This window comes from Thermaerobacter composti (assembly GCF_033582035.1).
Lineage (GTDB): Bacteria > Bacillota > Sulfobacillia > Thermaerobacterales > Thermaerobacteraceae > Thermaerobacter > Thermaerobacter composti.
Window position 1 is genome coordinate 2,179,006 of sequence record NZ_CP132508.1, and the last position, 24,583, is coordinate 2,203,588.

General features: G+C 70.2%; 22 protein-coding genes and 3 pseudogenes. 6 read left to right on the forward strand and 19 right to left on the reverse strand.

Annotated elements, in window-relative coordinates; genetic code table 11:
* Positions 1–58 precede the first annotated feature (58 nt).
* The gene (tnpB, locus tag Q5761_RS08840) at positions 59–1,327 is read left to right on the forward strand and encodes an IS607 family element RNA-guided endonuclease TnpB (protein WP_318750310.1); all 1,269 of its coding nucleotides are present in this window, start codon (positions 59–61) and stop codon (positions 1,325–1,327) included.
* Positions 1,328–1,405: 78 nt separating this feature from the next.
* On the opposite strand, the pseudogene Q5761_RS08845 reads toward tnpB, so the two are convergent.
* Positions 1,406–1,609, reverse strand: a pseudogene (locus tag Q5761_RS08845) (selenium-binding protein SBP56-related protein); the annotation flags it as partial.
* A gap of 142 nt (positions 1,610–1,751) precedes the next feature.
* Between Q5761_RS08845 and Q5761_RS08850 the strand changes: the two are divergent.
* Together Q5761_RS08850 and Q5761_RS08855 are read left to right on the forward strand one after the other, a co-directional pair.
* Positions 1,752–2,102 (forward strand): hypothetical protein, encoded by a 351-nt coding sequence (locus tag Q5761_RS08850; RefSeq protein WP_318750311.1) that lies wholly within the window; start codon positions 1,752–1,754, stop codon positions 2,100–2,102.
* Positions 2,103–2,193: 91 nt separating this feature from the next.
* Positions 2,194–2,523: a hypothetical protein gene (locus Q5761_RS08855; protein ID WP_318750312.1), complete on the forward strand. Its 330-nt coding sequence runs from the start codon at positions 2,194–2,196 to the stop codon at positions 2,521–2,523.
* Between the two features lie 54 nt (positions 2,524–2,577).
* On the opposite strand, the gene Q5761_RS08860 is transcribed toward Q5761_RS08855, so the two are convergent.
* The 14 genes and pseudogenes from Q5761_RS08860 to Q5761_RS08920 form a co-directional block, all read right to left on the reverse strand.
* The gene (locus tag Q5761_RS08860; RefSeq protein ID WP_318750313.1) at positions 2,578–3,255 is read right to left on the reverse strand and encodes a GNAT family protein; all 678 of its coding nucleotides are present in this window, start codon (positions 3,253–3,255) and stop codon (positions 2,578–2,580) included.
* Between the two features lie 126 nt (positions 3,256–3,381).
* A pseudogene (locus Q5761_RS12415) lies at positions 3,382–3,723 on the reverse strand (PIN domain-containing protein); the annotation flags it as partial.
* 125 nt (positions 3,724–3,848) lie between these two features.
* Positions 3,849–3,977 (reverse strand): annotated as a pseudogene (locus Q5761_RS12420) (AbrB/MazE/SpoVT family DNA-binding domain-containing protein); the annotation flags it as partial.
* Positions 3,978–4,273: 296 nt separating this feature from the next.
* The gene (locus tag Q5761_RS08870; RefSeq protein ID WP_318750315.1) at positions 4,274–6,184 is read right to left on the reverse strand and encodes a thiamine pyrophosphate-binding protein; all 1,911 of its coding nucleotides are present in this window, start codon (positions 6,182–6,184) and stop codon (positions 4,274–4,276) included.
* A 73-nt stretch (positions 6,185–6,257) separates the two neighbouring features.
* Complete coding sequence (locus Q5761_RS08875; protein ID WP_318750316.1) at positions 6,258–7,961, reverse strand: FMN-binding glutamate synthase family protein; 1,704 nt, start codon at positions 7,959–7,961, stop codon at positions 6,258–6,260.
* 658 nt (positions 7,962–8,619) lie between these two features.
* Positions 8,620–11,859: a phosphoenolpyruvate carboxylase gene (locus Q5761_RS08880; protein ID WP_318750317.1), complete on the reverse strand. Its 3,240-nt coding sequence runs from the start codon at positions 11,857–11,859 to the stop codon at positions 8,620–8,622.
* A gap of 151 nt (positions 11,860–12,010) precedes the next feature.
* Entirely contained in the window at positions 12,011–12,145 is a 135-nt protein-coding gene (locus Q5761_RS08885) for a hypothetical protein (protein ID WP_318750318.1), read from the reverse strand.
* Between the two features lie 26 nt (positions 12,146–12,171).
* A complete protein-coding gene (locus Q5761_RS08890; RefSeq protein WP_135224091.1) occupies positions 12,172–12,570 on the reverse strand; it encodes a PIN domain-containing protein in 399 nt (132 codons plus the stop codon).
* Positions 12,563–12,823 (reverse strand): AbrB/MazE/SpoVT family DNA-binding domain-containing protein, encoded by a 261-nt coding sequence (locus Q5761_RS08895; RefSeq protein ID WP_318750319.1) that lies wholly within the window; start codon positions 12,821–12,823, stop codon positions 12,563–12,565. Before Q5761_RS08895 ends, Q5761_RS08890 begins: the two co-directional genes overlap by 8 nt.
* Before the next feature lie 395 nt (positions 12,824–13,218).
* Positions 13,219–13,428 carry a hypothetical protein gene (locus tag Q5761_RS08900; RefSeq protein ID WP_318750320.1) on the reverse strand — a complete coding sequence of 70 codons (210 nt, stop codon included), beginning with the start codon at positions 13,426–13,428 and terminating at the stop codon, positions 13,219–13,221.
* Positions 13,429–13,720: 292 nt separating this feature from the next.
* Entirely contained in the window at positions 13,721–14,041 is a 321-nt protein-coding gene (locus Q5761_RS08905) for a hypothetical protein (protein ID WP_318750321.1), read from the reverse strand.
* Positions 14,042–14,151: 110 nt separating this feature from the next.
* On the reverse strand, positions 14,152–14,562 hold the full coding sequence (locus Q5761_RS08910; protein ID WP_318750322.1) for a hypothetical protein: 411 nt from the start codon (positions 14,560–14,562) through the stop codon (positions 14,152–14,154).
* A gap of 66 nt (positions 14,563–14,628) precedes the next feature.
* Complete coding sequence (locus Q5761_RS08915) at positions 14,629–14,766, reverse strand: hypothetical protein (protein ID WP_318750323.1); 138 nt, start codon at positions 14,764–14,766, stop codon at positions 14,629–14,631.
* An 8-nt stretch (positions 14,767–14,774) separates the two neighbouring features.
* Complete coding sequence (locus Q5761_RS08920; RefSeq protein ID WP_318750324.1) at positions 14,775–14,957, reverse strand: hypothetical protein; 183 nt, start codon at positions 14,955–14,957, stop codon at positions 14,775–14,777.
* Positions 14,958–15,289: 332 nt separating this feature from the next.
* Between Q5761_RS08920 and Q5761_RS08925 the strand changes: the two genes are divergently transcribed.
* The 3 genes from Q5761_RS08925 (at position 15,290) to Q5761_RS08935 (ending at position 20,268) form a co-directional block, all read left to right on the forward strand.
* Positions 15,290–16,906 (forward strand): IS1634 family transposase, encoded by a 1,617-nt coding sequence (locus Q5761_RS08925; protein WP_318750325.1) that lies wholly within the window; start codon positions 15,290–15,292, stop codon positions 16,904–16,906.
* A 184-nt stretch (positions 16,907–17,090) separates the two neighbouring features.
* Positions 17,091–18,563: an IS1182 family transposase gene (locus Q5761_RS08930; RefSeq protein ID WP_318750326.1), complete on the forward strand. Its 1,473-nt coding sequence runs from the start codon at positions 17,091–17,093 to the stop codon at positions 18,561–18,563.
* A gap of 232 nt (positions 18,564–18,795) precedes the next feature.
* Entirely contained in the window at positions 18,796–20,268 is a 1,473-nt protein-coding gene (locus Q5761_RS08935; protein WP_318750327.1) for an IS1182 family transposase, read from the forward strand.
* A gap of 298 nt (positions 20,269–20,566) precedes the next feature.
* Here the strand turns inward: Q5761_RS08935 and thrB are convergent, their stop codons facing one another.
* From thrB to Q5761_RS08955, 4 genes are all read right to left on the reverse strand, one after another.
* Entirely contained in the window at positions 20,567–21,646 is a 1,080-nt protein-coding gene (gene thrB, locus Q5761_RS08940; RefSeq protein ID WP_318750328.1) for a homoserine kinase, read from the reverse strand.
* A gap of 284 nt (positions 21,647–21,930) precedes the next feature.
* The gene (gene thrC, locus Q5761_RS08945; RefSeq protein WP_318750329.1) at positions 21,931–23,097 is read right to left on the reverse strand and encodes a threonine synthase; all 1,167 of its coding nucleotides are present in this window, start codon (positions 23,095–23,097) and stop codon (positions 21,931–21,933) included.
* 623 nt (positions 23,098–23,720) lie between these two features.
* Positions 23,721–24,149: an SRPBCC domain-containing protein gene (locus Q5761_RS08950; RefSeq protein WP_318750330.1), complete on the reverse strand. Its 429-nt coding sequence runs from the start codon at positions 24,147–24,149 to the stop codon at positions 23,721–23,723.
* Positions 24,146–24,463 carry a metalloregulator ArsR/SmtB family transcription factor gene (locus Q5761_RS08955; protein WP_318750331.1) on the reverse strand — a complete coding sequence of 106 codons (318 nt, stop codon included), beginning with the start codon at positions 24,461–24,463 and terminating at the stop codon, positions 24,146–24,148. Before Q5761_RS08955 ends, Q5761_RS08950 begins: the two co-directional genes overlap by 4 nt.
* Between the last annotated feature and the right edge of the window lie 120 nt (positions 24,464–24,583).

Consider the following 24,583-nt stretch of genomic DNA (forward strand, 5'->3'; position numbering starts at 1 on the left):
GTTGTCTGGGAACAGATGTTCTGGTACGATGTCCTTGGATGATCCTGGAGGCTTCCCTATGCGTGTGTTGCAAGCGTACCGCTTCGCCCTGGACCCCACACCCCGCCAGGAACGGGCGCTGGCCTCCCACGTGGGCGCCCGCCGCTTTGCCTTCAACTGGGGCTTGGCGTTGGTGAAGGAGCGCCTGGAAGCCCGCGCCCGGGGTGAGGATGTGGAGGTGCCCTGGACCCTCCCCGCCTTGCGACGGGAGTGGAACCGGCAAAAGCACGTCGTCGCCCCCTGGTGGCGGGAGAACTCGAAGGAAGCCTACGCCTCCGGTCTGGACGGGCTGGCCCGGGCCCTACAGAACTGGTCCAAAAGCCGCAAAGGTGAACGTAAGGGACGCCGGGTGGGGTTCCCCCGGTTCCGGAAGAAGGGCCGCGGGCGGGAGTCGGTGCGGTTCACCACCGGCGCGATCCGGGTGGACGACAAGAGCCACGTCGTCCTGCCCCGGATCGGGCGGGTGAAGACCCACGAGCCGACCACGGCCCTGCTCCGACGCATCGAAGCGGGGACAGCCCGCATCCTGTCCGCCACGGTCGCCCGGGAAGGGGGCCGGTGGTTCGTCAGCTTCACCTGCGAGGTGGAGCGGCAGACGGGCCAGCCCCGGTTCCCCTGGCGGGTGGTGGGCGTGGACGCGGGGGTGAAGCACCTGGCGGTCCTTTCGACGGGTGAGAAGTGGCCGAACCCCCGGTCCCTTGAAGAAGCCCTCCGAAAGATCGCCCGATCCAACCGCGCCCTGGCCCGCCGCCAGAAGGGCAGCCGGGGGTGGCAAAAGGCCCGCCGCCGGCTGGCCCGGCTCCATGCGCGGGTCCGGAACCTCCGCCAGGATGCCCTTCACAAGCTCACACACCACCTCGCGAGCACCTACGGTGTGGTGGTGGTTGAGCAGCTGCACGTGGCGGGCATGATGAAGAACCGGCGGCTGGCCCGGGTGCTGGCCGATGCGGCCCTGGCGGAGATCCGCCGCCAGCTCCGCTACAAGTGTCCCTGGCACGGCGCGGTCCTGGTCGAAGCGCCGCCCTTCTATCCCAGCAGTAAGCGCTGCTCACGGTGCGGCGCGGTCAAGTTGTCGCTGCCGCTTTCGCAGCGTGTTTTCCGCTGTGAGGAATGCGGCTTCGTGCTCGACCGGGACGAAAACGCAGCCCGGAATCTCGCGGCCTTGGTGGCCGCCGTCGCCGGGAGTGGCCCGGAGACGGAAAACGCCCGTGGACGGGACGGAAGACCTGTCGTCTGGCAGGCGGTCCCGGAGGAAGCGGGAAGCCGGCACCGGCGCATGGCCGGGTAAGACCGGCACCGTCGATCCGTGAGGATTGGCTGCCTGAAACAGATGACGATGTTTCAGGTAACGGAAGTCCAGGGTGTGGACTACTACCCGGCCGTAGGTGGCGGAGCGGGGACCTACGTCGACCACGGCGAAGCCGTCGGGCCGGCCCCCGGTGCGGAGCAGGGCCACGTAGGCCAGGCCCTCCCGCGGCGCCTCCATGGGGAGGCGGGGGGAAGGATAGAAGGTGGGGTCGGGACGGAAACCGGGCATGTTCGTCCCCCTTTCAGTACGGTGCGTAGGCATTGCTTACAAGAACAACAAGTAGCCATTGGTTCCATCCCCTGTGGCGGCCGGCTGGTAGCCGGGAAGAGCATGCAGGGCAAGGGATTTCAGGCAGGGATGAGAATGGCAACCGCGAATCGTCGCCGCGGGAGGTGGCGTCGCCATGAGGTGGAGCACCGTTCTGATTTGGCGGGGTTGGGCACTGCTCGTGCTCTGCGCATTCGCCGTGGTCGTCGACACCCACGGGTGGAAGCCGTGGTTTGCGTTGATCTCCCTCCTCGCCCTTCCTGCTGCATATGCCCATGTTCGTCAGCCCAACGACGAGCCACCACCGGAGGCGTCGCGGGCGGCGCAGTACTATCGTCTAGCACCTGCTTTTTTCGTTGGCACTCTTGTCGTGCAATGGCTCATGGGACGCCCCTTGAACCCAGCCTACGCCATGGGGATGACGTCTTTGATCGCCGGGCTCGGTGTGATCACTTCGGGGATCCGCCTACGAATCAACGGGGAATAGGTGTGAAGCAGACAGGGGCGCGACCCGACGCGAAGATTGGGGCGGTCTCGAAGGGGGGAGCGAGATGCCAGGCGTTGTTTGGTGGTCTGGCATGGTCGCCGTGGTCCTCGCCATCATCGCGGTCACCCTTGCGGCGCTGCCAACCCTCGCCGTGATCGTGACCCTCGGACTGGCAGTCGGGATCGTCACCGCCCGCGCCCACAGGGAAGCCCTGGCGGCGCTGGCCCTCGTGTGGGTGGTCAGCACGATCATGGCCGGCTGGCTCTGGCGCGTCGGCTTTCAACGAGCGGACGCCAACCTGCCAGCGTCGCCCTGGACCGGTCTGTGGTGGCCCCTGGCCGCGATCGCAGTGGGTTTTCTCATGACCTTTGCCGCCGTATACGTGAAGCAGCTGCGGGAGTTCGACGATCGCCAACAGTAGACGATCGCCAACACTAACAGCCATTCGTCCGGCCATTCTTTTCGGCCATCCGGGTCATCGTGCCGTCGCGGCCTCCCAATCCCGCCGCAGGATGGCGTAGAGACACAGATCGACGAACCGCCCCTTGCTGTACATGACCTCCCGAAGCAGCCCCTCGTACCGCATCCCCACCTTCTCCATCACCCGCGCCGACGCCCGGTTCTCCGGGATGCACCGCGCCTCGATGCGGTTCAGCCCCATCTGCGTGAACCCGCACGCCACGACAGCGCGGACGGCCTCCGTCATCAGGCCTCGGCCCCAGTAGGACCGGCCCATGGCGTACCCGAGCTCGGCCCGGGCGTGCTGGGGCGTCCAGGCGACGAAGCCCGTGGTCCCGATCACCCGGCCCGTCTCCCGCAGGACCATGGCCCACGGCGCGATCTGGTCCTCCTCATAGGCCTTGACCTGGGCCTCGACGAAGGCCCGGCTGTCATCCACGCTGCGGTGGGCCTCCCAGGTGGTGTACCGGGCCACCTCGGGGTCCGACGCGTAGGCGTAGACGTCATCCACGTCGCCCAGGGTCAGCGGCCGGAGGATCAGGCGGACCGTCTCCAGCACCGGCAGGTTCCGGAAGAACCCGGCCCGAACGTCGGAGTTGGGCGGGCCACCGGAGGGCCGGCCGACGGAGCACTCGCCGTTCGCTTCTGCCCCCTGGGGATGGTCAGGCGCCACCGGTCCGTTCGAACCGGTCATCGTCATAGACACCTCCTCCACCGTTCCAAACCATAAACACAAGCACAAACATAAACGGTGTGCCGGGTGGGGGACGTGGCGGGACAGCTCTTCCCGTTGCCCGAGCTATACATGCGAGTCGAACACTCAGAGGTCGCTGGGTGAACGACCGCCAGCCCGAATCATGGCCTCGTCGAACGTGTAGACAGGAATGTCCGGTACGTAGCTCAAGAGGAGGCAGTCCACCCAGTCCAGGGTCGTCGTCTCAAAACGGTGGAGGGCTACGAGGACGACCTCGGGATCGGACACCTCCACCCCTTCGAGGGCCATTAACTCACGTAACGCACCGCTCACCCGAGGGCGGGGCAGGTGAGCAAGTCGTGGTGAAGTAAGCACATAGACAACCTCGGCCAGCACCGCCGGGTGGATCCGAACCGTAAACTCACCTTGGGCAGCACGAGCGAACAGGCGTTCCGCAGCATGAGCTTGCGGTTCCGGGTGCCCGAGGAGAAGGCCGCAAGGTGGTCCTGATAGTCCTTACGCCCTTGCCGTAGGTCAATGGGCTTCCCGACGCTTAGCATCCCTCGGAGGTCTGCCGCCGTCCGTGCGCGTACGGGGAGGATCACAACCCGGTCCTTTTCTACGTGGAAGATCACCCGATCCCCGGGTAATATCCCGAGCGCTTCCCGAACAGCCTTGGGCAATACCACCTGGCCCTTAGGGCCAACACGAGACATTGCCATGACCGTATCACCTTCGGCCCAAGGGTGATCCCGTCTCTCACAAGGTTATACTGCGGAACTATTCATGTCACCTGTGGCGACGTGTCTCACTCACCTTGTCCGGGGGCACCGTACTGCACAGTTGCCCTGGTGCCACGCCATACGGGCTGACCATCCGCCTCTGCGCCGGCTGGCAGGTAGCAACAGTCGGTAAGATCGTGCTCATCTACCAGATACACCGCGCCTTCCGCCCGGGGCGCAACCTGGGGTACCGCCGACATCTGCCACCCATCTCAGCGCTGTCCGTCGCCACCATCCTAGACGCGCTCCGGCTCCCGCTCCGGCTGCCGCCCGCGGCCCCAGAGAGGCCGGGTCACGGGCTCGCGCCGGGGCTGGCGGCCGGTGGCCCTCGGCTCACCCGTGTCGCGTCCCTCCTGGCGGGGGTCCCCGTAGCGGCCGATCTCGTCGGACGGCGTCCCCGTGGCCGCCTCCCGGGTCTCCGTCTCGGTCCGCGCCGCCCACGGATCCCGGTGCGCCACGGGTTCGGGCCGCGGGTAGGTGACCTGGGCCACCCGCACGTCCACCAGCACGGGGCCGTCGACCCGCAGGGCCCGTTCCAGGGCCGGTTCCAGGTCGCGAACCCTTTCCACACGGATCCCCACGCCGCCCGCGGCCTCGGCAAAGGCGGCGAAGTCCGGATTGACGAACCGGGTGCCGAAGGGCTCGACCCCCGCCCGGTCCTGGAGCTCCTCCTCTTCCGCGAAGCGGCCGTCGTTGCAGCAGATCACCACGATGGGCAGCCGCTCCCGCACCGCCGTGGTGAACTCCATCAGGGTCATGCCCAGGCCGCCGTCCCCGGCCAGCGCCACCACCGGCCGGCGCGGGGCGGCCAGGGCCGCACCGATGGCGGCCGGCAACGCGAACCCCACCGTCCGCCAGTGGCCGGACACCAGCACCGTCTGCCGATCCGGGAAGAAGTAGCGGCCGAACCAGTAGGTGTGCTGGCCGGTGTCGACGCAGATCACCGCCTCGGGGTCGAGGACGCCGGAGAGGACGGTCATCAGCGCCGCCGGGTGCACGCCCTCCGCCGCCCGGCCGCCGCGGCCTGCCGCCCCACCGCGGCCCCCCGCCCGGGTTCCGGGACCCGGGCCCCGGCCCTGGGCCGCCGCATCGGCTTCCTCAAGCTCCGCGTGCCAGGTCGCCCGGGCCCGCTCCCAGAAGGCGTGCCAGCTCTCCCGCGCCTGGGGCTTGATCCCGTCCCGCAGGGCCGAGACCACCGTCTCCGCCGGCCCGGCCAGGGCCACCTCTACGGGGAAGGTCATGCCCAGGTGGGCGCGCCGGGTGTCGACCTGGATCACCTTGAGCCCCCGCGGCACGAAGGCCGGCTGCCACCAGGTCGAACCCACCACCAGCGCCACGTCGGCCGCCCCCATGACGTCGGCCGCCGCCTGGGTGCCCGCCTCCCCCAGCACGCCGCAGTAGTGGCGATGCTCCGCCGGCACCGCGCCCAACCCCGGCAGGGTCGCCACGATGGGGGCATCCAGCGCCTCGGCCAGGGCCAGCACGGCCTCCCGGGCGGCCCGCGCGCCGCGGCCCACCAGGATCACCGGCTTCATGGCCGTCCGCAAGAGGTGCAGGGCCGCGTCGACGTCCCGGGCGTCGGGGGTCGGTTCTTCCTGCAGGTAGTCCGGCTTGCCGGTGGGCTTCGCGTCGGCCAGCTCCTCCCGCTGCAGGTCCACGGGCAGCCCCACCCGGGCCGGCCCCGAGCGTTCCCAGGCCGCCCGCAGGGCCGCCGGCAGGATGCGGGTCGCCTGCCCGGCCGCCGCCAGGGTGTGGTTGAAGACCGTGGCGTCGGTGTAGACCAGGTCCAGGTTGGCGTCCTGGGGCCAGTGGGTGGCGGTCTTCGCCGTGGGCAGACCGCCGGTGATGGCCAGCAGCGGCACCCGGTCCAAGGCGGCATCGTACACGCCGTTCAGCATCTGCACAGCGCCGGGGCCGGCGTCGCTGCAGCAGGCGGCGAGCTTGCCGCTGAGCTTGGCGTAGGCGGAGGCCATGAGGGCCGCAGCCCCCTCGTGCCGCGCGGCGATGAAGCGCGGCCGCCGGTTTTGACGCAACGCCTCCAGCAGCGGGATCACGGCGTCGCCCGGCACGCCGAAGACGCAGGCCACGTCCCAGGCGGCGAGCTCAGCGGCCACGTAGTCGGCGACGGTCATGCGACGGGCTGGCATCCTGCGGTTCGCCCCCTTCGCGTCGTGGTCTCCTGGCTACCGGGCGGGGCATCCGGCGGCGATTGCGCCGCCTTCAGGACACCGGCGCCGGTTCTGCGGACGAACCGGCCCGTTCGTCCGTCCCATCCCGCGGCACCCCGGGTGACGTCCCCGCTCCGCCTCCCGTCCCCGCGATGCCGTCGTCCCCCGTCCGCGCCGCGGCCCGCCGTGCGGCGGACGGGGACGCGGTGTCGTCGGCCGGTCCGTGCGGACCGCCGGCCGCGGCCGGTTCGTCCGGGGTGGCCTGCGGCCCGGCCGCCCGATGGGGGCCCGGTCCGACCGGCTTGGGCGCCCCGTCCAACGCCGGCGGCCGGAGCGCCGGCGTCCCCTCGAGCCGCTCCAGCCCCGCGGTCCGGGGGCGATAGGCCAGGGGCACCCCGGTGATCTCCGCCACCTCCCGGGTCAGGGCGCGCAGGTCCGCCTTGCCGACGTCGGCCAGGCGGGCGTGGCCCAGGGCACGGGCCGCTTCCACCATCTCCTGCACGCACGCCTTCAGGTAGTTGGCCGCCTGGATCGCCGCCTGCTCCCCGTCGAACAGGTGGGTGTAGCGGCCCTTGGCGATGAAGAGCTCATAGGGCGGCGCGTAGGGCATGAGGCGTACCATCTGCGCCTGCACCATGGCCAGCAGGATCGCGGTGCCCACGTAGCAGGCGTCGGCGCCCAGGGCCATGGCCTTGAGGAAGTCCGCCCCGTCCCGGAGGCCCCCCGAGGCGATCAGGGTGATCCGGTCCCGCACCCCCAGCTCCCGCAGGATGCGGTCCGCCTCGGGGATCGCGTAGAGGACCGGCAGGCCGAAGTCGTTGATGGTGAAGAGGTACCCCTTGCCCGTGCTGCCCTTGGCCCCGTCGATGCTGATGAAGTCGACCCCCGCCGCCACCGCCGCCCGCAGGTCGGCCTCCAGGTCGCCGGCGCAGAACTTGACGCCGATGGGCACGCCGCCCGTCATCCGGCGCAGTTCCTCGACCAGCCGGGCCAGGTCGTCGGGCGAGGCCACCTGGGGAAAGCGGGTGTGGATCACCGCGTCCTCACCGGGGCGCAGGCCCAGGTGCCGCCGGACCGGTTCGTCCAGCATGTCCCAGGGGGTCGACTCCTGGGCGCTGGCGTCGGCGCCCTGGCCGAACTGGATCTCGATGGCGTCCGCCTGCCGCAGCTGCTCGGGGCGGATGTTCCAGCCGCCGCGGTTGTACTGGACGATGTAGTGCTTCGCGTGGCGGCGCTCGTCGGCCAGGAAGCCGCTCTCCCCGGAGTTGGTGGCGGTGCCCGCCATGGCCGACGCCCGGGCCAGGGCCACCTTGGCTTCCAGGGTCAGGGACAGTCCGTACGCCATACCGGTGATCAGGATGGGGATCTTCAGGTGCAGGGGCCGGGCCGCCTGGGGGCCGATGGTGACCCGGGTGTCCACGTCGGGCTCGCCCCGCGGCAGCCGGCCGATCTGGGCGGGGACGAAGACCAGCTGCTCGAACTGCATCCACGGCCGGGTGGCGCCGTAGGGGCGGGTGAAGGGCCTGCCCGTCTCCGCGCGCCGCATGATGGCCAGCATCTGCTCGGGGTCGGTGTTGCGGGCTAGCACCATCCACTGCAGCATCTGGTTGCGGTCCTGGGGGCCGCTCAGGGCCGTCACCATCATGCGGTTGAACAGGCGCCGCAGCAGCGGCGGCCCGAGCCACACCGCTGCTCCGACCCCGGCGGCCAGCAGGACCACCAGGGCCAGCAGCGCGCCTGCGAAGGCGGCCAGCATGCCCCCGTCCCCCTTCTGGCTTCCGGCTTCCGGCTTCCGGCTTCGGCTTCCGGCGTCCGGCGTCCGGACGAACCCGGCCGCAACGCCCTGCCGGCGGTCCCACGGCGGCGTCGGCGTGCCCCGCGTCGAGGGGGCGCGAACGCGCCCGATGGCATCGCCAGCCTGCCTCGTGGACGCCCTGCCCCGTGGACGCCCTCGGTCGCGCGGGTCCGCCGTCTGCCTCGTGGATGCATCCGGTCGCGCGGCTTGGCTTCCCGACGCCTCCGGTAGCGCCTGTCGCTCCTTCGACGGCTCCGGGAGCGTCGATCGCGCCTTCGACGCCTCGGCTAACGCCGGTCGCTCCCTCAGCGTCCCCGGTTACACGGGTCGCCTTCCGACGCCCCCGGCCGCGCCGGTGGCCTCCTCGACGCCCGCGGTTGGACGGGTCGCCTTCCCGACGCGTCCAGGTCCGCGGGTCGCCCCCTTGATGCCTCCGGCTGCGCCGTTCGCCTCCTCGAACCGTAGCGTTCCCGGTGGGAGACGGGCCGTGCGGGCAAACGGACGGTCTCGGCACGGGAATCGGTGGGACCGATGCCAGGCGCAGGCGCGCCCCGTTCCCCGACCCTGCGGGTCTCCCCCGACGAACCTGCGCCCAGAGGTGGTGCCGGGCCGCGACGCCTCACCCCGCGTTGCGCAGGCCGGCCGCGATCCCCAGGATGGAGAGCAGCAGGGCCCGCTCGAGCGCGGGCCGCTCGGGGTCGCCCTCGGGCGCCCGGCGATAGCGAGCCAGCAGCTCCACCTGGAGGTAGCTGATGGGGTCCACGTAGGGGTTGCGCAGCGCCGTCTGGCGCGCCAGCACGGGGTGGTGGGCCAGCAGCGGGCCGCCGAAGGTCTCCTCCAAGAGCTCGCGGGTGCGCAGGAACCCCTCCTCCAGGCGGGGGAAGAACCGGCTCGCCAGCGGCTCGGGTACCAGCCGCAGGTACTCACGGGCCACGGCCAGATCCGCCTTGGCCAGGGCCAGGGCGGCGCCGTCCAGCACGGACCGGAAGAAGGGCCAGCCGGCGAACATCGCCTGGCGCAGCTCGGGGGGCACCTCGGCGAGCCCCTCGGCCAGCCCGTACCAGCCCGGCAGCAGGAGGCGCACCTGGGTCCAGGCCATCACCCAGGGGATGGCCCGCAGGTCCTGGACCCGCCGGGCGCGCCCGGTGCGCGCAACGGGCCGGGAGGCGATCTTGAGCGCCGCGATCTCCCGGATCGGGGTGAAGTGCTCGAAGAACTCGAAGAAACCCGGCTCCGCCAGCAGCTGGCGATACGCCTCGGCGGATCGGGCCGCGGCCCGGTCCATGGCCTGGCGCCACGCGGCGGGTACCTCCGAGACCGGTGTGGCGCCGCCGCGTTCGTCCGGGGAGACGACGGCCCCCTCGGCCCCCGGGTGGGATGCCGCCGCATGGGATCCCGGCGGAGCCACGTCGCGAGCTGCGGCGAGCACGAAGTGGTACAGCAGCTGCTCCAGGTTGCGCAGGGCCAGGTCGGGGTGCGCGTAGCGGTCGGCCAGGGCCTCGCCCTGCTCGGTCAGCCGCAGGCGCGAGCCCACGGTGCCCGGTGGGAGGCTGGCGATGGCGCGCCCCGCGGTTCCTCCGCCGCCGCGGGCGGTCGACGTGCCGCGGCCGTGGAAGAAGGACACCGGCACCCCCGCCGCCCGGGCCACCCGGCTGATGCCCTCCTGGGCCCGATAGAGCGCCCAGTTGGCGGCCAGGTAACCGGCGTCCTTGCTGGAGTCGGAGTAGCCGATCATCACCTCGCAACCGCCGCGGGCCCGGGCGTGGGCGCCGAAGACGGGATTGCGCAGCAGCCGCTCCATGGCCGCCGGCGCCGCCTCCAGATCGGCCAGCGTCTCGAAGAGGGGGACCACGTCGAAGGGCAGGGGCCGGCCCGGCCGGTACAGGCCCACCTCCCGGGCCAGCACGAACACCTCCAACACGTCGGCGGGGCCCCGGCAACCGCTGATGATGTACGCGCCCCGATCCCGCCAGACCCGCAGCGCCTCCAGGGCCACGGCCAGCTCGCGGCTCCGGGGCCGGTGGCCCACCGGCGCCAGGGGGCGGGCGCTGCGGAGCTCGCGGGTCAAGAGGTCCTCCCGCGCCTTGGGGTCCAGGGCGAGGTAGGTGGCGGCCGCCATCACGCCGCTGGCTTCCAGCAGCTCCGCCACCGCGCGGCCGTGGGCGTCGGCGTGCTCGCGCAGGTCCAGCGGTGCCATGGCCTCGCCGAAGACCTGAGCCCGCCAGCGCAAGGGGCGCACCAGGGACGCCGCCGCCTCGCCGAGACCGGCGGCCTCGAGGCCGCGTTCGACCTGGTGGAGGAGCGCGGCCAGATCCTCGGACACGGCCCCATCCCCGGACGCGGCCAGATCCCCGGCCGAACGCCGACCCGCCGCCTGGGCTTGGGCCGGTCGGCCCCCGCTCTCCGCGGCCCCGTCCGCCGCGGCGCGCGTCCTGACGGGCTCGGCCTCCCCCTCCGGGGCCTCGTCGGTTGGCACCGCCGGGGGCAGGGCCGTCCCATCGGCTCCGTCCCCGACCGCTTCCGGTACCGTCCGGGCTTGGACCGCATCGCCTGCGGGGAGGCGGCGCAGCGAGTCGACTTCGCTCCAGACCGCTTCCGGTACCGTCCGGGCCGCCCACCGGCGGTGCAGACGATAGACGAAGCGGCGGTAGGGCTCGCCGGGGAATCGGTCCCGCCCACCGTCGCCGCCGGCGACCGCTTCGCCGTCCGGGCCTGGGGCCGTGCCAGCGTGGGGCACGTCACCGGCTTCGCCGGCTGCAGCCCCGCCCGATTCGGCGCCTGGTGCGCCGTTCGGCTTCGCGTCGGGGCGGCCGCCCGTCTTGCCCCCTGGAGCGCCGCCGGTCTGGCCAGCGCCATTGTTCGGGCCGTCCGCGACCGCGCCGGCCGCCGCCTCGCCACCGACGGTGCTGCACCGCGCCCCCGGCAAGGGCGGCAACGACGCCCGTTCCTCCGCCACCGAGAGATCCCGGGTCAGGGCCGCCAGGCCCTCGGCATACTTCCGGGCGATCTCGGCCCGCGCATAGCCCTGGGCCCAGGCCGTCACCGCGGGGGTCACGAAGGGGTTGCCGTCCCGGTCGCCGCCGATCCAGCTGCGGAAGGCGAGGGGCGGGGGAAGAACCGGCCGCCGCCCGTAGTGGGCGGCCACCGCCCGTTCGAGGGCGTCCATCAGCCGCGGCACCGCCTCCCACAAGGTGGTGGGTAGGTAGTACAGCCCGCCGCGGACCTCGTCCTCGACCCGCGGCGGGGCCGGCCTGAGTTCGCGGGTGGTCCAGAGGAGCGTTACCCGCGCCACCACCTCGGCGAGCTCGGCCTCTCCGCGCTCGAGCCGGTCCAGGGTCCGATCGAGCTCCAGCAGGTGGTGCCGCAGGGTGCGCCGCCGGGTCTCGGTGGGATGGGCGGTGAAGGTCAGCACCAGCCGGGCCGAGGACAGGAGCCTCACGACGTCGTCGTAGCCCAGGCCCCGGGCCTTGAGCTGGCCAACCAGGGCCAGCAGCGACTCCGGCCGCGGCCGGTCGGGCGTGCTGGCCCGCTCGCGCTGCCGGTTCACCCGCACCCGGTGCCGCTCCTCGGCCAGGTTGACCAAGTGGAAATAGGTAGAGAACGCGCGGATCAGTCCCTCCGCCTCGGCGACGGAGAGGCTCCCGACCTGGCCCCGCAGCGCCTCCCGCGCCGCCTCGTCGTCGGGATGCTGGCGCAGGTGCTTCGTGCGGGCGCGGATCGCCTCTTCCAGCGCGAAGAGCCGCTCGCCGGAGAGGCGGCGGATGGCCTCGCCCAACGCTCGGCCCAGTAGGTCCACTTCGTTCTTCAACATGGGATACAGGTCTTCTTCACTGCGGAACGCGGGTGTGCGCCCGGCCATGGCGTCAGCCTCCGTCGCCAGAGGGTGCAGGGGGACGTTTTCCCCCATTATGTCGAACGAGCCGATGGATGCAAGAGTAGCGAGGCCATCTTGCAAGCGGGCGACGCCGGTGTGGCTCCCACGATGGCCGACCCCGCCATGGTCGAGGGGATCACGCGCAGCGGATCAGCAGCGGCAAAGGGGATCGCGCGTACTCGAAAAGTGTGCTGGGCGAAAGGCCGCGCTCCACCTGCAGCGCCTGCAGGTACTCCTCTTCGGGCGGCGGTAGGGGAGGTGCCGTGGCCAACGGTTTTCCCACGGAGGCGTCACGCCTCAAGGTGTGCGCCCGCCGGCCCGGATCACGGCTTCGTCGAACGTGTACACGGGCAGCTCCGGCCCGTAGGAGAGCAGCAGGCAGTCCACCCAGTCGAGGCTCGTCTCCTCGAAGCGGCGCAGGGCCGCCAGCGTGGGCTCGAGGTCGGGGACCTCAACGCCGTCGAGGGTCAGCAACGCCCGCAGCGCGTCCGTCACGCGCCTGCGGGGCAGCCCCGCGACCCGCGGCGAGGTGAGGACGTAGACGACCTCCGCCAGCACGGCAGGATGGATGCGGATACGGAACTCGCCCCGCGCCGCTCGGGCGAACAGCGCCTCGGCCGCCCGCGCCTGGGGCTCCGGCTCGCCCAGCAGCAGCCGCAGGATGACGTTGGCGTCCACGTGGACCGTCTCAGCCATCGGCCTCGGCCGCCCCGAAGCGTTCCGCCAGGTGCTCCTGGTAGGCCCGGCGGGCCTCCTTCAAATCGACCGGCCGCTCCACCCGGAGGATCCCGCGCAGCTCCGCCGCGGTCCGGGCAGGCACGGACAGGAGCACCACCCGACCGCCCTCCAGGCTGAAGACCACACGGTCACCTGGCGTAACACCCAGCGCCTCGCGGACCGACTTGGGCAAGACCACCTGACCCTTCGGCCCGATGCGGGACACGGGCACCGCAGCATCACTCCCTCGCAGATAGTATTACACACGAGCACTTGTTGAACCTCGTGCGCGGGGTGGCCCGGGTCGGCTTGACCACGCGGGCTCTTCTGTTCCCACAAAGCGGCATTTGTCAAGCAGTCACGGCCTGTCCCACGGCATCGCCGCGCACCGAGACCACGGCGGCCCGCCGATCGCCCGTCACGGCGACGACGACCCGCCCGCCGGACCTGCCCTGCCCGAAAGCCCACCAAACGCCCGGGACCTTCGGGGTGCAGAACAGCAGCCCGGCTGGCCGTTCGAAGGCTCCTTCGCCTTCCGGACAGCGGCCCACTCGACTGAGTCAAAGAGCGAACGCACGACCGCGTACACTGCCCCGGCCTACCCGGGATGCGCCAGAAGGAGAAGGCTCAGCACGACGCGCCGCCCCCTTCCGCCGGGGCATCGTAGCGGCCCTCCTCCACCGCGGCGACCATCGCCGCGTGCGCGGCCTCAAGCCCCGCCACATCGATCCGTTCGGGGTACCGCCTTTCGACAAGCGGCGCGCCCCAGCAAGGGCGGCCCCGCTGGTCGAGCGGAACGACCAGCGTTTCGGCCACCCGCTGGTCCGGTACGGCCACCGGGAGACCGGACCCCCCGCACCAGCGTCTGGAATTGGACGACACCCGAACCCGACCGCATCCTCGAACGTGGCATCGCGATCACCTCCAGGGAGAATGCACGGGCCCCGAGCACAACGACTCAGGGCCCGTCACCCTTCCGGCCGCCTACTCCGCACCGGTGCTGCGGCAGGCCGTCACGACGGCCCCCACCGTGGTGCAAGCAGCGTCGGCGTTTTCGACGGCATTATCGCGAAGGAGGATTCGCTTTGCCCCCTTCTAGCCCTCGACCTGATCGGCGAACGGCGCTACATCACTTGAGCGCCTCGCCGATCCCGTCGGGCCCCACCCCCGTACGGAGCACGACAACGGCCCCGTCCGCGGCGACGCTGACAGCAAAGGAGCCCTCACTCCACGGCCCAGCAAGGACGATGGCGGTCCATCCTTCGTCGGACCGGATCTGCGCGATGTCCCACTCGACCGCCTCGCAGTCGAGGTCCCCGGCCGAGGACGTGCGAACGGCACCCCACACAAGCTGCCAGAGCGGGAGGCGAAAGCGCCGAGACGCCGCCTCGTCGATCCCATGACGAGCGGCCTCGCCGGCGGGAGCGTACACGCCAACCGTCATCAACATTTGCGTGCCCCGGCCCAGGCGGGCCCGCGGGGGCAGAAACAAAAAACCCGCGCCTGAAAAGGCTCGGGTCTACCAGCGCAACGTGGCCACGTACTGGTTTCGGTGGACCGTTACAGGGCGCGCCCGAAGGCCAGTCCCGCAATGGCCAGAACGAGGCCCGCCAGCAGGCCGATGATCCAACGGCGCATCCACCGCTGCTCATCGGCCAGGGACGCGACCAGGGTGCCGAGGTTGCGGAGTTCGGTCCCCTGCACCTCCAGGCGGGTCTCTATACCTTCGACCCGCTGCTGGAGCGCATCGATTTGCTGGCCGAACTCCCGAAAACGCGTTTCCATGCGCGATTCCAGCGCTTCGATCCGCGCTTCCAGTCGGCGTTCCAGGCCGTCCTGCTGGCGTTGGAGATCCTCCAGGCGCTGCAGGATGAGCCAGGTCCCGTCGACCGGGGGCTTTCCGGATCCCGCCTGGGACTCGCCCGCCTCGGGCTCTTTCGTGGCGGCCTCCTCCGGAGCCGGCATCGGCATGCTCCCCCTCCTTTCTCCAGTGTACAAGACAAAAAACGCCTCGCACACCAGCGAATCGCCGCCCGTTCACGCCAACAGCCCGGTGGCAAAGGTATACGCTGCCTTGTTGACCGGCCCACCCATGTCGAAGGCCATCATGGCTCCGAGCACGAGGCCAAGGAGGATCGCGTTACCGCCACTCAACCCCTGCAACCAGGCCGTCAACGCATTCATCACGGCCTTGAGGGGCTACCGACCACGTAGATCATGAGCAGGCCCGTCACCCCTGTGGCCAGGACGGGCACGAGGAGCACCGGCTTCAGGCCCTCCAGCGTACGCGGGAGGCGAATCGCCCGCACCAGCCACGCCGCCAGGTAGCCGGCCAGGAAGCCTGCCCCCAGCTTGCTCGCCAGCATCCCGCCCACCAACCCGGGGGCGACGGCCTGCGGTCATCGAACCGGCTCATGCCTGCGGGAGCAGGCAGGGGTGAGAGCCGCCGCATGGCCAGCGGCATCGATGGGTTGGACACGGGCGGGTGAAGGAGAGCAAGACGGCCGCGCGAAAGACATGGCACGCCAAGCTCGAGTTTGACAGTTTTGGGGTGTTTCCGGTGCCACGCCGCCCAAGGAAGTCCCGTGTCGCAAGGGTTTCCTGCGGGCGGCCCTTCTTTTGCGCCCAAAAGTGTAGTGCCACGTTGATTCGTGAAACGCTTGAAATATAGGCAACAATGTCGTATCATGACGGTGCCATGTTTGTTCGGCGGAAAACCTTCAAGAACAAGGACGGCTCCACCCGCACCTACCTCCAGCTCGTGGAGAACGTGCGGCAGGACGGTCGCGTCCGCCAGCGGGTCGTGGCGACCCTGGGTCGGCTGGAGGACCTCCAGGACGGCCGCCTCGATGCCCTCATCGAGAATCTGGCCCGCTTCTCTCAGAGCACCTGGCGCCGGCTCGAAGAACAGGCAGAGCGCCTGAACGTCCGCTGGTCCAAGCAGTGGGGACCGGCGCTGATCTTCGAAAGGCTGTGGCGAGAGGCCGAACTGGACAAGGCCTTCGAGGCCCTGCTGGAGGATCGTCAGCTCGCCTTCGACGTGGCCGAGGCCGTCTTCACCATGGTGCTCAACCGTCTCACCGACCCCTGCTCCAAGCGTGGTCTGGTGCGCCAGTGGCTTCAGGGCGTCTACCGGCCCCAAGCCGAGCAGTTGGAACTGCACCACTACTACCGCGCCCTGGATGTGTTGGCCGAGCATAAGGAGGCCATCGAGGATCGCCTCTTCGCCCGGGCCCGCGACCTGTTCTGGACCGAGGTCGACGTAGTCATGTGGGATTGTACATCCAGCTACTTCGAAGGCCGGGGGCCCGAGGGCTTGGCCGCCTACGGCGATTCCCGGGACAAGCGCCCGGACCGGCCCCAGCTGGTGGTGGGCGTGCTCATGACCCGGGACGGTTACCCCATCGCCCACGAGGTCTTCCCGGGCAACACCGCCGACAAGGCCACGGTGGAGACCGTCCTGGACGCCCTCAAGAGGCGTTTCCACCTGCGCCGGGTGATCTTCGTCGCCGACCGGGGCATGGTCAGCCGCCGGATCCTGCAGGCCATCGAGGAGGCCGGGATGGAGTACATCGTCGGCATGCCCCTGCGCCGGCACCGGGCGGCCGAGGCGGTCTTGAGCCAGCCGGGACGATATCGCAAGGTGAACGACCAGCTCCAGATCAAGCAGGTGACCCACCAAGGCCAGCGCTATGTGCTCTGCTACAACCCCCTCCAGGCCGAGCACGACCGCCAGGCTCGGGAGGCGGTCCTCGCGCACCTGAAGCAGCGGATCGAACGCGGCCAAGCCAAGGATCTCCTGCGGAACCGTCTCCTGGCCCGTTACCTCAAGGCCCTGCCCCAGGGCGCGCTGGTGGTCGACACCGATGCCGTGAAGCGGGCGGCCCGCTACGACGGCAAGTATCTGCTGCGGACCAACACCGACCTCGACCCGGAGGCCGTGGTGCGGGCGTACAAGGATCTCTGGCGGGTCGAACGCGCCTTCCGGACCCTCAAGTCTGCCCTGGACTTGCGGCCCATGTTCCACTGGACGGAGCGGCGGGTGCGGGGGCACGTCATGGTCTGCTTCCTGGCGCTGGTCCTGGAGAGCCTCTTGTTGCGCAAGCTCCGCCAGCAAAACCCCGATGTCAGCTACGAGGACGTGCTCCACGATCTCTCCCAGCTGCACGCCGTGGCCGTGGAGCTGGACGGCGAGGCCTACCTGACCCGCACCGAGCTGGTCGGGCAGGCCTACGAGGCCTTCAAGGCCGTGGGCCTGCGGCCCCCGGCCCGCGTACAACCGCTGCCACGTCCTGAGACGACCCCCGCCGGGTAGTGTAGTGGTACGCGGCCCCCATGTGCCCAAGAAAGCCTTGTGTTTCAAGGGTTTTCAAGGATCACGGTGTCAAAGTCGAGTAATGAGGGCTCTGAAAAACTCCTTTGCTTTTTCGGCAAGGACTGGCAGGACGCAAAGCGAAAAACCCCTATGGAGACGATACCGAAACCGGGGCCGGTGCACCATGTTGGGACGGTTGGATCAGCAGCGGAACTTCTTCGATGAGATCCTCTTCAACCACATGCTGCCGGCGGACCATCCCCTCCTGGACATCGACCGGGCTGTCGATTTCTCGTTCGTGGAGGAAGAGACGGCCGATCTGTACAGCGCCGATCAAGGCCGGCCTTCGTATCCGCCGGAGCAGCTGGTGCGCATCCTCTTCCTGGCGGTGTGGGCCAACCTGTCGGACGTGCAGGTCTGCCAGCAGCTGCGCTACAACGTCCTCTATCGCTACTTCTGCCGCCTTGGCTGGGAGGACGCGATTCCCGACGACACGACGCTGGTGCGGTTTCGGCAGCGGTTGGGGGAGGAGCGGTGGCAGCGGCTGCTGCAGCGGCTAGTGGAGCAGGCGCGGGCGAAGGGATGCCTGAAAGGCCGCTGGTTGGTGATGGACTCCAGCCCGGTGGTGGCCCATGCGGCCGCCCGCACGCGGGTGCAGCTTTTGCGGGAGGGGCGGCAGCGGCTGGTCCAGGCCGTCCGGCAGGCGGCGCCGCCGGTGGCGAAGGAACTGGAGGCGCTGGCCGAGCCGGTGCCGGACGCGACCTATGAAGATCAGGATCAGCTGCTGCAAGCGGAACAGGAACGGACGGAAGCCTTGCTGGCGGCGATCACGTCGCGGCAAGCCGCGAAGGCACCGGCGGTGCGACGCGTACGGAAGCAAGTGGAGCGGGTGCTGAAGGACGAACGGGTGGCGAGCTACGCGGACCCGGAGGCGCGTTGGGGACACCAGCGCCGGGAGAAGCCTTTTTTCGGCTACAAGATGCATCTGGCGACGGATGAGACCGGCTTTGTGCTGGCGGCGACGGTGACGGCGGGGAACGCGAGCGACCTCGAAGGGGCGCCGGCGCTGGTGGAACAAGCGCGCGTCCAGGGGCTCCGGCCACGGCGGCTGGTGGCGGACAAGGCGTATGACGCCACGAGGTTGAGGGAGGATCTCGTTCGGCAAGGCATCCGTCCGTACATCCCCCAGCGGACGCAAAGGCAAAGGCTGCCCAAGCAAGGGTTCACGTACGACAAGCGCCGCCGGCAGTGGATCTGTCCCGAGGGCCACCGCTCCATCGGCCAGAGCCCGCACCAGCGCGGGGGGTGGCTGGTGTACTTTTCCGAGCGAGCCTGCCGCGGCTGCCCCCGGGCGGGGCGTTGCCTGAGCCGGAGCCAGACGCGGAAGGTGCTGTACTGGCATCCGGGTACGGAAGCGAACCGGCCGCGGGGGCTGAAACGGGCCTTGCGGGTGCGAACGGTCATTGAGCGCACCTTTGGGGAGGCCAAGCAGTGGCACGGCCTCGGGCGAAGCCGTTACCGGGGACGGGAACGGACGGCGATTCAGGTGCTGCTCACCTGCCTGGTGCTCAACGCCAAGAAGATGGCTCGGCGATTGCAAGACGCACGTGGTAGTGGACATGGGAAGAGGCGGGCCATGGAGTGGGCGGCCGCTTGAACGGGTCCGTAGCAAGCCGGGCCACCTTGCAGCGCCGATCACCCGTAGTGCCACGTATCCCATCCAATCGTTGGCAACCCCCTTCGGCCCCATGGGTTGAGCTTTCCGCCGGTTTTTCAGAACTCTCGTAATGAGGGCTCTGAAAAACTCCTTTGCTTTTTCGGCAAGGACTGGCAGGACGCAAAGCGAAAAACCCCTATGGAGACGATACCGAAACCGGGGCCGGTGCACCATGTTGGGACGGTTGGATCAGCAGCGGAACTTCTTCGATGAGATCCTCTTCAACCACATGCTGCCGGCGGACCATCCCCTCCTGGACATCGACCGGGCTGTCGATTTCTCGTTCGTGGAGGAAGAGACGGCCGATCTGTACAGCGCCGATCAAGGCCGGCCTTCGTATCCGCCGGAGCAGCTGGTGCGCATCCTCTTCCTGGCGGTGTGGGCCAACCTGTCGGACGTGCAGGTCTGCCAGCAGCTGCGCTACAACGTCCTCTATCGCTACTTCTGCCGCCTTGGCTGGGAGGACGCGATTCCCGACGACACGACGCTGGTGCGGTTTCGGCAGCGGTTGGGGGAGGAGCGGTGGCAGCGGCTGCTGCAGCGGCTAGTGGAGCAGGCGCGGGCGAAGGGATGCCTGAAAGGCCGCTGGTTGGTGATGGACTCCAGCCCGGTGGTGGCCCATGCGGCCGCCCGCACGCGGGTGCAGCTTTTGCGGGAGGGGCGGCAGCGGCTGGTCCAGGCCGTCCGGCAGGCGGCGCCGCCGGTGGCGAAGGAACTGGAGGCGCTGGCCGAGCCGGTGCCGGACGCGACCTATGAAGATCAGGATCAGCTGCTGCAAGCGGAACAGGAACGGACGGAAGCCTTGCTGGCGGCGATCACGTCGCGGCAAGCCGCGAAGGCACCGGCGGTGCGACGCGTACGGAAGCAAGTGGAGCGGGTGCTGAAGGACGAACGGGTGGCGAGCTACGCGGACCCGGAGGCGCGTTGGGGACACCAGCGCCAGAAGAAGCCTTTTTTCGGCTACAAGATGCATCTGGCGACGGATGAGACCGGCTTTGTGCTGGCGGCGACGGTGACGGCGGGGAACGCGAGCGACCTCGAAGGGGCGCCGGCGCTGGTGGAACAAGCGCGCGTCCAGGGGCTCCGGCCACGGCGGCTGGTGGCGGACAAGGCGTATGACGCCACGAGGTTGAGGGAGGATCTCGTTCGGCAAGGCATCCGTCCGTACATCCCCCAGCGGACGCAAAGGCAAAGGCTGCCCAAGCAAGGGTTCACGTACGACAAGCGCCGCCGGCAGTGGATCTGTCCCGAGGGCCACCGCTCCATCGGCCAGAGCCCGCACCAGCGCGGGGGGTGGCTGGTGTACTTTTCCGAGCGAGCCTGCCGCGGCTGCCCCCGGGCGGGGCGTTGCCTGAGCCGGAGCCAGACGCGGAAGGTGCTGTACTGGCATCCGGGTACGGAAGCGAACCGGCCGCGGGGGCTGAAACGGGCCTTGCGGGTGCGAACGGTCATTGAGCGCACCTTTGGGGAGGCCAAGCAGTGGCACGGCCTCGGGCGAAGCCGTTACCGGGGACGGGAACGGACGGCGATTCAGGTGCTGCTCACCTGCCTGGTGCTCAACGCCAAGAAGATGGCTCGGCGATTGCAAGACGCACGTGGTAGTGGACATGGGAAGAGGCGGGCCATGGAGTGGGCGGCCGCTTGAACGGGTCCGTAGCAAGCCGGGCCACCTTGCAGCGCCGATCACCCGTAGTGCCACGTATCCCATCCAATCGTTGGCAACCCCCTTCGGCCCCATGGGTTGAGCTTTCCGCCGGTTTTTCAGAACTCTCGCCAAGGGCATAGTACGCGGCAGCATGGTACGCGATCGAGTCATCAAGTCTTATCGGCAGTGACTTCACAAACATGCACAAATATGTGCTGATCTGTGCAGCCAGGAAGCACAAATAGCAAGCGCCACACCGTTATTCGTGCACCCTGGCTACGGACTGGGGGGCACCCGCTCACGCCGGCCCTGTCACCCTAGCGGCTGCAGGCCCATCCAAGCACGCGAGGCCGGCGGCCAAACCTTGGCTTTCAGGCACGAAATCGTCGCCCCGACTCGGGGCTCGGCGATCCCCAGGTGGGCGCCGTGCCGCCCGACGCACGACGAGACCCGACCGGCATCCCGGCCCGCCGACCGGACACAGGACTACACGCCCGTCGATACCCGCGGCCGCAAGGCCGGAAGCCAGCGCCCGGGCCACACCCCGCGCGCGCTCAGGGCGCACCAACGCGAGGACGCTCGGACCGGCGCCGCTCAGGCAAGCGCCGTCGGCACCCGCGGCCAAGGCCCGTTGAATCAAAGTGCTGAGCCAGGGGAACAACCGCATACGGTACGGCTGGTGGAGACGATCCTCCATGGCCTGCCGCAAGAGCTCACCGCGCCCTGCGGCCAGGGCGGCCACCAGCAGACCCACCCGCGCCACGTTGAAGGCCGCGTCACCGTGGCTAACCGTGGCGGGTAGGGCACCGCGGGCTTCGTGGGTATAGCCGCTGACAGCCGGAATGGCGAGCACCGCCAGCCAGCGGTTGGCGAGCATCAGGGGCGTCGCGCGCCAGCGTTGGGCAGCATCCGCCTCGCGCCACGCGAGCACCACCCCACCCAGGAGGGCTGCCGCCACGTTGTCGGCGTGGCCCTCGAGGTCCGCTGCCAGCTGGAGCAGCTCGCCCGGCGTCAGGGGCCGTCCCGCCCGGCGTAACCACTGATTGGCGACCGCCAGCCCGGCGACGATCGCCGCGGCACTTGAACCAAGCCCACGCGCAGGAGGGATCGTGCTGCGAATCGCCAGGCGCCAAGCGGGCGGGTGGGCCTGTCCGGCCCGGGCGAAGGCGGCACAGATGGCGCGAACCACCAGGTTTTCCTCAGGAGGTGCTGCCGCCGGGCCGCGACCGCGCAGGTTCCACCGGACCTGGTGTTCCGTGCAGGACCACCGCCGCGGGTCCACCTCGGCCGGGGTCAGCCAGGCCCGCAGCTCCCATCGCGGCAGGGCCATGCCGAGGCAGTCGAACCCCGGCCCGAGATTGGCGCTGGTCGCCGGCACCCGAGCCCAGGCGACCGCTCGCGCGGGGGGGCGGTCGCCTGGCACCGTCCCCGTTTCACCCCGCCTCGCAGACCGCCTCGACATCGCTGGTCCTTGCCCCACGACGGGTTGGGCGGGCGCCTCGGGCGTGGCCCCCCAGACGTCGGCCTCAATGCGCCGACCCGGCGAAGGGGGGCGATCCGCCGACGGTCGCCCGACCGCCTCCCCCGCTCCGACCCGTCCACGGTGGACTCCCGTGCCTCGTGAACCCTTCCCTCGTGAACCCTTCCGTGAACCCTTCATTCCTACTGACCTCCCGCGGGCACCGACAGCAATCGCTGCACGATGGCATCCGGTTCCAGGGCCTCCGCCTCCAGCGCGGCGAGGTCCGCTGACCCGGCGTCGCCGGACCGCGCCGCCCGCAAGGCGGTGTCGACGTCCTTCAGGCCGTGCCCCGTCAGCACGCACACCACGGGCCCCTCGGGCACCTCCCAGCCGGGTTCGTTCCCCCGGGCCAGCTTGAGCAGGCCCGCCACGGAGGCCGCCGAGGCCGGCTCGACGAAGACGCCTTCCAGCCGGGCCAGGAGCCGCTGGGCGGCGAGGATCTCCTCGTCGCTGACCGCCAGCACCCGGCCCCCGGTCTCCCGCACCGCCGCCAGGGCCCGGTCCCCGTACACCGGCCGGCCGATGCGAATGGCCGACGCCACCGTCTGCGGCTGGTCCACGGGCCGGCCTCGCACCAGCGGGGCCGCCCCCTCGGCCTGAACGCCGTAGAGTCGCGGCAGGCGCCCCAGCCGACCCGCCGTCGCATAGGTGGCGAACCCCATGTGGTAGGCGGTGATGTTGCCCCCATTGCCGACGGGGAGGAACACGGCCGCCGGTTCGTCCTCACCGCGGGCCGCCAGCTGGTCCACCACCTCGAAGGCGGCCGTCTTCTGGCCCTCCAGGCGATCGGGATTCAGGGAGTTGACGAGCACCAGGTCCGGCCGCTCGGTCACCACCTGTCGCACGGCGGCCAGCGCGTCGTCGAAGCTTCCCCGCACCGGGAGGATCCGCGCCCCGCAGGCCACGGCCTGGCCCACCTTGCCGGCCGCCACACCCCCGGCCGGCAGGACCAGCCAGCATTCCATGCCCGCCCGGGCGGCGTAGGCCGCCGCGGCCGCCGCCGTGTTGCCCGTGGAAGCGCAGATCACCGCCTGGGCGCCCCGGGCCCGGGCGCAGGTCAGGGCCATGGTCATGCCCCGGTCCTTGAAGGACCCCGTCGGGTTGGCCCCTTCGAACTTGAGGAACAGGCCCGGCGGGCGCCGGTCGGGCGGCAGCTGCTCCAGCAGCCGATCCGCCCGGATCAGCGGCGTGTCGCCCTCTCCCAGGGTGATCGGCTCCGCGCCGGGAGGTACCGGCAGCCAGTCGCGGTAACGGGCGATGATCCCCTGGCGTGGGATGTCGCTGAGAGTCCCAAAGTCGTGATGCATGTCGTCGAACCCCTCTCCCGGCAGAGGACCCGGCCCCTCGGTCGATCCCGAACCCTGCGTACTCGGGCCGGAACCATTCGGCGTCCATAAAACCGCACGGCCTCGCGCCCCATTAGGGACGCGAGGCCGTGCTCGCGCGGTTCCACCCTATTTGATCCCCAGGTCCTGCTGCACCAGCCCGCGGCGCCCCAGCCACCGCGCCTGCCCACCGGACCGGACGAACCGGCCACCCGAGCCGCGTCATCACCGGGGCGAACACGCCGCAGACACCGGCGCAGGTTCCCGTGGATCCTCTCGTCGCCCGTAAGGGGGGCTGCCCCGCCTGGCTACTCCCGCACACGGTTTCACCGGCGGCTCCCGGAGGGTTTTCGGCCCGCTCCGATGCGGGGGCTCTCAGCCACGACCCCCGTCTCTGAACATCGGTCGACGAGCCTACTCGTTCCGGTCATCGCGCATGCCGAGATGACGCATTCCCTCGGCCCGGACGGCTTCGGGAACGCTTTTGCGCGATTATAGGGTCTGGCCGGACCCAGGTCAAGAGGCCGAAGGTGACTCGCCTTTCCTAGCCACCAGCACCCCGCCCGGCTGGTCGGTCTACTTCCCCTCGGTTCCGGCCGGTTTCTTCAGGGAGACGCCCAGGAGGCAAACCGATCGAGGATCACACCCCATCCGCCATCAAAGGCGTGCTGCGTCCCGGTGCCCGCCTCGCCGAGTTGTTCCCAACCCCGGTGCTCCAGCTCGATGCGGGTGGCGGTACCCTCGGGATGGAACCGGACCTCGACCTCGGTGGACCCGGCCCAGTTGGCCTGGTTCCAGGTGAACACCACCCGCTGGGGCGGATCGTAAACCAGGACCCGGCCGATCTCGTGCTCTTCGCCGTCCCGGAACCGCTCGTAGAACCGGCCTCCGGCATGGCCTTCGAGGATCAGGTCGCCGGCGCGGTCGCCGCCGTAGGAGAACTGCTCCAGCGGCCACCAGTGCCCCATGCCGGCCGTGAAGCGGTCAAAGACGTCCTCCACGGGCCTGCGGACGACAACGGTGCGTCGAATCATCCCTCACCGTCCCCCTCGACGTGGCGGCGGAAGCGCTCCAGGGCGACGTCCCAGGTCCTGGCCACCTGGTCCAGCCACCGGCGCACCTCGGCAAACCCTTCCGGATGAAGGCGGTAGAGCCGGCGCCGCCCGGACTTTTCGACCTCGACCAGGCCCGCAGCCGCGAGGACGGCCAGGTGCTTCGACACCGCCGGCCGGCTGATGGGGAGCGGTCTTGCCAGGGTGTCCACATCCTGCGGCGCCGACCGGAGCACGGTGACGATGTGGCGCCGCGTCGGGTCCGCCAGGGCCGCGAAGGCGCGGTCGAGATCCATGATGCGACGGTAACCGATTGGTTACTATTTGGGCAAGGACCCCTCCACGGCGCGCACCGACCCATCGGACTTCACGGAACCCAACCGCCGGCGGGATCCCTCGCGAGGAAACGTGAGCGT

Coding starts and splice junctions, on each gene's coding strand:
- Q5761_RS08935 (WP_318750327.1), top strand. CDS start 18,796: ATGTTGGGACGGTTGGATCAGCAGCGGAACTTCTTCGATGAGATCCTC.
- Q5761_RS08850 (WP_318750311.1), top strand. CDS start 1,752: ATGAGGTGGAGCACCGTTCTGATTTGGCGGGGTTGGGCACTGCTCGTG.
- Q5761_RS08955 (WP_318750331.1), bottom strand. CDS start 24,463: ATGGATCTCGACCGCGCCTTCGCGGCCCTGGCGGACCCGACGCGGCGC.
- Q5761_RS08855 (WP_318750312.1), top strand. CDS start 2,194: ATGGTCGCCGTGGTCCTCGCCATCATCGCGGTCACCCTTGCGGCGCTG.
- Q5761_RS08905 (WP_318750321.1), bottom strand. CDS start 14,041: ATGTTGATGACGGTTGGCGTGTACGCTCCCGCCGGCGAGGCCGCTCGT.
- Q5761_RS08880 (WP_318750317.1), bottom strand. CDS start 11,859: ATGGCCGGGCGCACACCCGCGTTCCGCAGTGAAGAAGACCTGTATCCC.
- thrC (WP_318750329.1), bottom strand. CDS start 23,097: ATGCATCACGACTTTGGGACTCTCAGCGACATCCCACGCCAGGGGATC.
- Q5761_RS08930 (WP_318750326.1), top strand. CDS start 17,091: ATGTTGGGACGGTTGGATCAGCAGCGGAACTTCTTCGATGAGATCCTC.
- tnpB (WP_318750310.1), top strand. CDS start 59: ATGCGTGTGTTGCAAGCGTACCGCTTCGCCCTGGACCCCACACCCCGC.
- Q5761_RS08870 (WP_318750315.1), bottom strand. CDS start 6,184: ATGCCAGCCCGTCGCATGACCGTCGCCGACTACGTGGCCGCTGAGCTC.
- Q5761_RS08925 (WP_318750325.1), top strand. CDS start 15,290: ATGTTTGTTCGGCGGAAAACCTTCAAGAACAAGGACGGCTCCACCCGC.
- Q5761_RS08920 (WP_318750324.1), bottom strand. CDS start 14,957: ATGCTGGCGAGCAAGCTGGGGGCAGGCTTCCTGGCCGGCTACCTGGCG.
- Q5761_RS08875 (WP_318750316.1), bottom strand. CDS start 7,961: ATGCTGGCCGCCTTCGCAGGCGCGCTGCTGGCCCTGGTGGTCCTGCTG.
- Q5761_RS08910 (WP_318750322.1), bottom strand. CDS start 14,562: ATGCCGATGCCGGCTCCGGAGGAGGCCGCCACGAAAGAGCCCGAGGCG.
- Q5761_RS08890 (WP_135224091.1), bottom strand. CDS start 12,570: ATGGCTGAGACGGTCCACGTGGACGCCAACGTCATCCTGCGGCTGCTG.
- Q5761_RS08860 (WP_318750313.1), bottom strand. CDS start 3,255: ATGACCGGTTCGAACGGACCGGTGGCGCCTGACCATCCCCAGGGGGCA.
- Q5761_RS08950 (WP_318750330.1), bottom strand. CDS start 24,149: ATGATTCGACGCACCGTTGTCGTCCGCAGGCCCGTGGAGGACGTCTTT.